Source organism: Candidatus Binataceae bacterium, assembly GCA_035308025.1.
In the GTDB taxonomy this organism is placed as follows: Bacteria; Desulfobacterota; Binatia; order Binatales; family Binataceae; genus JAJPHI01.
Genome location: DATGHL010000036.1, coordinates 1 through 7,153 on the forward strand (window position 1 = coordinate 1; position 7,153 = coordinate 7,153).

Consider the following 7,153-nt stretch of genomic DNA (forward strand, 5'->3'; position numbering starts at 1 on the left):
ATTGCTTCCGGCGGCGTCGGCAATCTCGACCATCTGGTGGAAGGCATCCGCGAGGGGCATGCGACCGCGGTGTTGGCGGCCTCGATCTTTCATTTCGGCGAATTTACCATACGTGAAGCTAAGGACCACATGATCCGCGCCGGGCTGCCGATGCGGCTCGATCCCTGACGACTCTTTGTGACAGAAGTGCTAAATCCCTTAAGGGGGCGGCGCCCTCCGTCAGACCTGTGTATTGAGTTGAGTTCCGATGTCGCGTTTCACGCTCCATGACCTCGTTACGATTATCGATGCCCGTGCGGCGTCGGGCGGAGAGGCGTCCTATACTCGCAAACTCCTGGACAAGGGGCCGGAGCATTGTGCCAAGAAGTTCGGCGAGGAGGCGGTGGAAACCGTCATCGCCGGGATTGGGAATGACCGCGACCATCTCGTCGCCGAAAGCGCCGACGTGCTGTTTCACTTGCTGGTGCTTTTGAAATCACGCGGCGTGAAGCTTGAGGAAGTCGAGGCAAAATTGGCGCAGCGTACCGGCATGTCCGGACTTGAGGAAAAGGCGGCGCGCAAGCGCGACTAGGCGGCGTCGGAGCCAGGTGAGAGACAACAAGGCTGCGTCATGGATATTCGGGCACCGGAACAACAATACAATCCCTACCGGATTTTCTCGCGGGAGCAGTGGGCGCGCCTGCGCGACGACACGCCGATGACGCTGGAGCCCGGCGAGTTCGAGCGGCTGCGTTCGATGCACGATCGCCTCGACATCAGGGAGGTTGAGGACATCTTCCTGCCGCTCTCTCGGCTGCTGTCGATCTACGTCGATGCGACCCACCGGCTCTATCAGGCGCAGCGCCAGTTCCTCGGCATCCGCGACCGCAAGGTGCCCTACATCATCGGCGTCGCCGGATCGGTCGCGGTGGGCAAGTCGACCACCGCGCGCGTGCTGCAGGCGCTGCTGGCGCGCTGGTCGCCGCGGCCGAGGGTCGATCTGGTGACGACCGACGGGTTTCTGTTTCCCAATGCGGTGCTGGAGCGGCAAGGCCTGTTGCAGAAGAAGGGCTTTCCCGAAAGCTATGATCTGCCGATGCTGCTGGCGTTCCTCAGCGACATCAAGGCCGGGCGGCGGCCGGTGCGGGCACCGGTCTATTCGCATCTGACCTACGATATCGTCCCAAACCAGTGGATCGAGATCGACAGGCCCGACATTCTGATCGTCGAGGGCGTCAATGTCCTGCAGACCGGCCGGCTGCCGCGCGACGGCAAGGCCGTGGCGGTGGTTTCGGACTTCTTCGACTTCTCCGTCTATCTCGACGCCGAGGAACAGGTATTGCGCGACTGGTATGTCACGCGCTTCCTGACCCTTCGCGACACGGCGTTCCATGATCCGCGATCCTACTTTCACCGCTATGCGCTGCTTTCCGACGAGGAGGCGACCGCCACCGCACTCGCGATCTGGGAACGCACCAACCTCGCCAATCTCGAGGACAACATTCTGCCGACACGGCCGCGCGCGACGCTGATCCTGAAAAAGGGCGCCGACCATGTGGTCGAGACCGTGGCGCTGCGGCGGCTGTAGTTTTTTCATCAAACATCTAGGGCGGTCGTTGCCGCGGACGCGGGAGCTCGGCGTGAGCACGCAATGCCGGACTTTCGTTGCTGCCCATGCTCAGGCGAATCGGGGTGAGCCGTCAAGACAAGCGGAAGTGAATGCGCTCGCCTTTGTCTCAGGCGGCCACATGCCGCGCGGCGGCAAGGCCCGCAAGCGCGTCGCCGAGTTTTTCCCGATCGAGCGGCTTGATCAGAAAACCATCCATGCCCGCCTCGAAGCAGGCGTAGCGATCCTCCACCAGCGTATTGGCCGTCAACGCAAGGATTTGGGTCTTGCGGCCGCCTAGCGCGGCCTCGCGGACGCGGATGCGCTTGGTGGTTTCGATGCCGTCGAGCCCCGGCATCTGGATATCCATCAGCACCAGATCATAGGGCGTGCCGGCGGAGTTCGCTGACAGCCATGATTCCAGCGCCTCTTCGCCACTGGTGGCGATCACGGCCTGATGCCCGAGCCTGCTCAGCAGCGAACGCATCAGGAGTGCATTGATCTCGTTGTCTTCGGCCACTAGCACCGAAAGGCCGCGCGTGGCTGCGGCCGGCGTGGCTTCGATCGACTCCGGCTGGTCGAGCAAGGTATCGCCTGCAAGCTCCGGTGCTGCGACTTCCGGCGCCGTCGAGAGGCGGGCGGCGAGCGAAGCCGCGCGCAATGGTTTGATCAGATAGCCGGTCAGGTGCGATGACGAGGCAAGCTCGTGCCGCGTCGCCGGCGTGAACATGACGATCCGTTGCGTAGCCCAGGATCGCGCGGCCGACGCCAGCGCTTCAACTTCTTCCGCGCCCAGCGCATGGTCGAGCAGAATCGCGAGCCAATTGCGTTCCGGCAAGAGCGCGCGCGCCACTTCGGCATCCGCGACCACGCAGGTCTGGCCGCCCCAGCGATGAAGCCGCCGCGCGATCAGGGAGGCCTCGATGCTCTCCGGCGCGACCAGCATGATCGACTGGCCGGCAAGCTCCGGTGCGGCGAAGGGCGGCCCTGCGCCTTGGCCGGCGGCCGCAAGCGGAATGGCCGCCTCGAAGGTCGAGCCGACGCCGAGTTTACTTTGCAGCGTGATGCGGCCGCCCATTCGTTTGACGATGCGCTCCGAGATGCTCAAGCCGAGGCCGGTGCCGCCATAGCTACGGGCAATCTTCTCGTCGGCCTGCTCGAATTCGCGGAAAATCCGCGCCTGGGCTTCCGGCGCAATGCCGATGCCGGTGTCGCGCACCAGGAAGCTGATTTCATTGGGCCAGATGCCGGGCTCGACGATCAGCGCCACGCCGCCGGTCGCGGTGAATTTGATCGCATTGCCGGCTAGATTCAATAACACCTGGCGCAGCCGCGCGGCATCGCCGATCACTTGCGCCGGCAGGCGCTCGTCGACATAGGCCGCGATCTCGAGCTTGCGCGCCTGCGCCCGCGGCGCGAGCAGCTCGGTGATGTCCTCGATCAGCGCGGCGAGCGCGAACGGGCGCGATTCGAGGTCGATCTTGCCGGCCTCGACCTTGGAATAATCCAATAGCTCCTCGATCAAGGCGAGCAGCGCGTCGCCGGACGTCTTCACCGCCTTGGCGTAGGTCATCTGCTCCGGGGTCAGCGGCGTATCGAGCAGAAGAGAGCTCATGCCGAGGATGCCGTTCAGGGGGGTGCGGATTTCGTGGCTTGCCATCGCCAGGAAACGCGACTTGGCGCGATTGGCGGCATCGGCCTGGTCGCGCGCCTCGGCGAGCGCGCGCTCGGTCTCGGTGCGGTCGGTGACGTCGCGGCCGACGCATTGCATTTCGGCGGGCGCGCCCGCATCGAAGCGGACCAGTCCCTCGCGCCATGCGATCCACCGCGGTCCGAGCGCGGTTTCGATTTTCTGGTCGTGAACCCGCGTGCCGTTCGGCTCGAGCGCGCTGTCGCCCTGCTCGAGCACGCTGAACTGAAACTGGCTGCCGATCAGCGCGCTACGCGGCTTTTGGGTGAGCTCGCAATAGGCGTCGTTGACGAAGGTGATCAAGCCTTTGGCATCGCGCAGCACGATCAGATCGCCTTGCGATTCGAACAGGCTGCGGACGCGCTCCTCGGCTTCCTTCAATTCCCAATTGCGATCGACCAGCGTCTCGTTATGCAGCGCGATCTTGCGCATTTTCTTGCGCAGGAAACGCAGCCGCATGCTCACTGTGACGAGCGCGAGGCAGGCGAGGGCGAACAGGAAGCTTGCCCCGATCGCGAAGCTGTTGGGGTCATAGCCGGAATCCGGGGATCGGCTGCCGGCGATGAACCCATAGGCGCCGCCAAAGGTGGCGGAGAAGATCATGAACGAGCGGACGGAGAACAGTACCCAGGGATGACGTCGCGAGAAACGGCGCAAGCGCAACTTGATCCTGACAATCCGCCCCATCACCGATCACCCCAAAAGCTCGCGTCACGCGTTGCGTCACGCCGGCGCAGTTGTCCGGCTGCCGGCGCTGCGTCATTGGTTGGCGACGAGGATGGGATTACGACCTTGCAAAGTGCTTGAGGCAATGTGGCCTGATATTGTCCACTGAGAACATGGTTAATAAAGGGTTAGGGCCGCTTGGCCCGCGGCCCGAAGGCGCGCCAAGACAAGATCGCAAGCTGACAAGACGCAAGCTAAAGCGAGGCAGCCTGCCGGGACTGACGTCCGCCGCCGGCGCCGACGACAAGCGCCGCCGCATCGCGCAGCGAAAACCGCTTCGAGCGGACAAAGATGCGATAATCGGCGGGACCCTCATGCGACAGGTAAATGACGGGGCCGCCGCTTTCTGGATCTATCGAGACCGACACAAAGCGCGTCGCGGGATGCGCCTCGCATGCACCCGGCTCGGCAGCCTCAGCCTCGTCGACCAGGGCGAAGTCGGCTGTATCAGCGCTATCCGATATCTGCACCCGCACCGTCGCCGCGGCCGGGTCGTCGGTGAACGCGACATGGAGATCGGCATGCCAGGGCAGGTCCGAAAGCTCCACCGAGGAATCGGCGACTGCGATACAGGGATGCAAACTGAGCAACAGGCCGCCGCGCGCGAACAAAGCGGCAAGGAGAAGTGGAACGGCCGAGGCCAGAATCCTGAAACGCAACATGAACCCACTCGCTCATCGCAAACCCTCCGATTTTTCGGAGGGCTTATGGTTGGCGAAGCGTAAACAAAACTCGTTACCGTCGGGTTGATGGGGGAGGCATATCGTAGCCCGGATGAGCGAAGCGACATCCGGGAACGCGATACCGCCCCGGATTTCGCGTTCGCTCATCCGGGCTACGGGTTCCTTCGCCGCGTCACAAATTCGAATTTCAAACAGCCCGCGCGGCCCGCAGCCACACCCTCGCGATCTCGCGGCGTCAATACGCCCGAGCTGTGCATGAACCTTTCGCCCCGAAACATAGAGGCGCAGGGAATGCCGGGCGCGCGATGCGCCCGCAGCCTCGCATGCAAAATAAAATGAGCATACGAGTGTAGTCACCACGGTCACACCGGAAACACCCGGCATTCCCTACGCAATGGTTTTACGGCTTATAGCGAGCTCTCCCTGGTGACCGGGCTTTCTTGCCACCATCGCCTGCGGGATCATCACCCGCAAACTTGACGCCAGCGTCGGGGCGTCAGGACCACACGACTTCGCCGTCCGCCTGAAAGCGCGCTCGTCCTATCGCGCCTTCGGCGTCCATCGCATCCCAAGCCCAACGTTCGTGACGATCGCGAAACGTCCCTCTTATCGGGCGGGACGGGGCGAGCTTGTAGAGATGATTTGCCCGACATGGAAAGCGGAAAATTTTTCGCAAAGAGACTGGACAGCGAGTTCAATACGCGCAGTGATTTGCCCGTCGGGTGGAGCGCGCCGCTGACGTGTTCGCTAGCTCACGCCGCGCGCCGGACATCCTCGGCGAGCGCGCGGTAGGACAAGGCTTCGGCCAGATGCAGCCGCGTGATCTGTTCCGCGCCGTCGAGGTCGGCCAGCGTTCGCGCCACGCGCAGCACGCGGTGATAGCCGCGCGCCGACAGCCGCATGGTTTCGGAGGCATCGCGCAACAATTTCAGCCCCTGCGCGTCGGGCTGCGCGACGGTCTCCAGCACCGAAGCCGGCGCTTCGGCGTTGGTGCGAATATTTGCAAGTCCAATCGCGGCATAACGCGCGCTCTGCACGTCGCGCGCCGCCGCCACGCGGGCCGCCACTTCGGCTGAACCCTCCGCCGGCGGCGGCAGGATCAGATCGGCGGCGGTGACGGCGGGCACTTCGATGCGCAAATCGATGCGGTCCATCAGGGGACCTGAGATGCGGGTCTGATAATCCGAGGTGCAGCGGTCGATCCGGCCGCGCTTGCAGGAAAAGCCGGGCTCGAAGGCATGGCCGCAGCGGCAGGGATTCATGGCGGCGACCAGCATGAATCGCGCAGGGTAAGTGACGCGGTGATTGGCGCGGGAGACGGAGACCTCGCCGTTTTCGAGCGGCTGACGCAGCGAATCCAGCACGCGCGGATCGAACTCCGGCAATTCGTCGAGGAACAGCACGCCCTGGTGCGCGAGCGAAATCTCGCCCGGCCTGGCGCGCAAGCCGCCGCCGGTCAGCGCCGCCATGCTCGCGGAATGATGCGGGCTGCGGAACGGCCGCCGCGCGGTCAAGGCGCCGTCGCGGATTTCGCCCGCGACGGAGGCGATCATAGACACTTCGAGCAGCTCCGAGGGCGACAGCGGTGGCAGGATCGAGGGCAGCCGCGCCGCCAGCATCGACTTGCCGGCGCCGGGCGAGCCCATCATCAAAAGGTGGTGGCCGCCCGCGGCCGCGATCTCGAGCGCGCGCTTGGCGCTCTCCTGGCCCTTGATGTCGCGCAGATCAAGTTGCGTCGTCTCTGGCGCATGCACTTTCGGCGAGGGGCGCGACAGCACCTGCGTGCCCTTGAAGTGGTTGGCGATCTGGATCAGCGAATTCGCCGCCACGATCTGGAGTTCCGGGCTCGCCCAGGCCGCTTCGGCGCCGCAAGACGAAGGACAGATCAGTCCCTCGTCGCGCGCGTTCGCCCCGATCGCCGCCGGCAACACGCCCGCCACGGGCGCGATCGAGCCATCGAGCCCGAGTTCGCCGAGCACGGTGAAGCCGGAGAGCGCGTCCGGCGGGATCGCGCCGATCGCTGCCATCAGGCCGAGCGCGATCGGCAGATCGTAATGGCTGCCCTCCTTCGGCAAATCGGCCGGCGCGAGGTTGACGGTGATTCGCCGCGCCGGCAGCGCCAGCCCCGAGGCGATCAGCGCCGAGCGTACGCGTTCGCGCGCCTCCGACACCGCCTTGTCGGGAAGGCCGACGATGGCGAAAGCCGGCAAACCGGGCGCGACCTGCACCTGCACGTCGACGGCCCGGGCCTCGATCCCCTCAAACGCGACGGTGGAAACCCGCTGGACCATGCAGCCCCTCTCTCCCGCAATCCACGGTAGAGGAAGGCCGGGCGGAGATCAAGAACATTAAGGGAACACGGTTGGGACTCGGTTACGCCTCGCAAATAGGCTCGACCGTTCGCTAAGCCATTGGCAACTGAAGCCGTTCCTGGCTTCTCACGCAGGCGATTCGGCGGCTTTGCCTTAA

5 protein-coding genes are annotated in these 7,153 nt (G+C 64.5%); 2 read left to right on the forward strand and 3 right to left on the reverse strand.

Going from position 1 to position 7,153, the window contains the following annotated elements:
* The first annotated feature begins 247 nt into the window (after positions 1–247).
* Both VKS22_11185 and coaA read left to right on the forward strand, forming a co-directional pair.
* Positions 248–571: a phosphoribosyl-ATP diphosphatase gene (locus tag VKS22_11185; GenBank protein ID HLW71171.1), complete on the forward strand. Its 324-nt coding sequence runs from the start codon at positions 248–250 to the stop codon at positions 569–571.
* A 39-nt stretch (positions 572–610) separates the two neighbouring features.
* Positions 611–1,567 (forward strand): type I pantothenate kinase, encoded by a 957-nt coding sequence (coaA, locus tag VKS22_11190; GenBank protein HLW71172.1) that lies wholly within the window; start codon positions 611–613, stop codon positions 1,565–1,567.
* 148 nt (positions 1,568–1,715) lie between these two features.
* Here the strand turns inward: coaA and VKS22_11195 are convergent, their stop codons facing one another.
* The 3 genes from VKS22_11195 to VKS22_11205 all read right to left on the reverse strand — a co-directional run bounded on the left by VKS22_11195 (position 1,716) and on the right by VKS22_11205 (position 6,975).
* Positions 1,716–3,932: an ATP-binding protein gene (locus tag VKS22_11195; protein ID HLW71173.1), complete on the reverse strand. Its 2,217-nt coding sequence runs from the start codon at positions 3,930–3,932 to the stop codon at positions 1,716–1,718.
* Between the two features lie 263 nt (positions 3,933–4,195).
* Positions 4,196–4,663, reverse strand: coding sequence for a hypothetical protein (locus VKS22_11200; GenBank protein HLW71174.1), 468 nt, complete (start codon positions 4,661–4,663; stop codon positions 4,196–4,198).
* Between the two features lie 773 nt (positions 4,664–5,436).
* Positions 5,437–6,975 (reverse strand): YifB family Mg chelatase-like AAA ATPase, encoded by a 1,539-nt coding sequence (locus VKS22_11205; protein HLW71175.1) that lies wholly within the window; start codon positions 6,973–6,975, stop codon positions 5,437–5,439.
* Positions 6,976–7,153 lie beyond the last annotated feature (178 nt).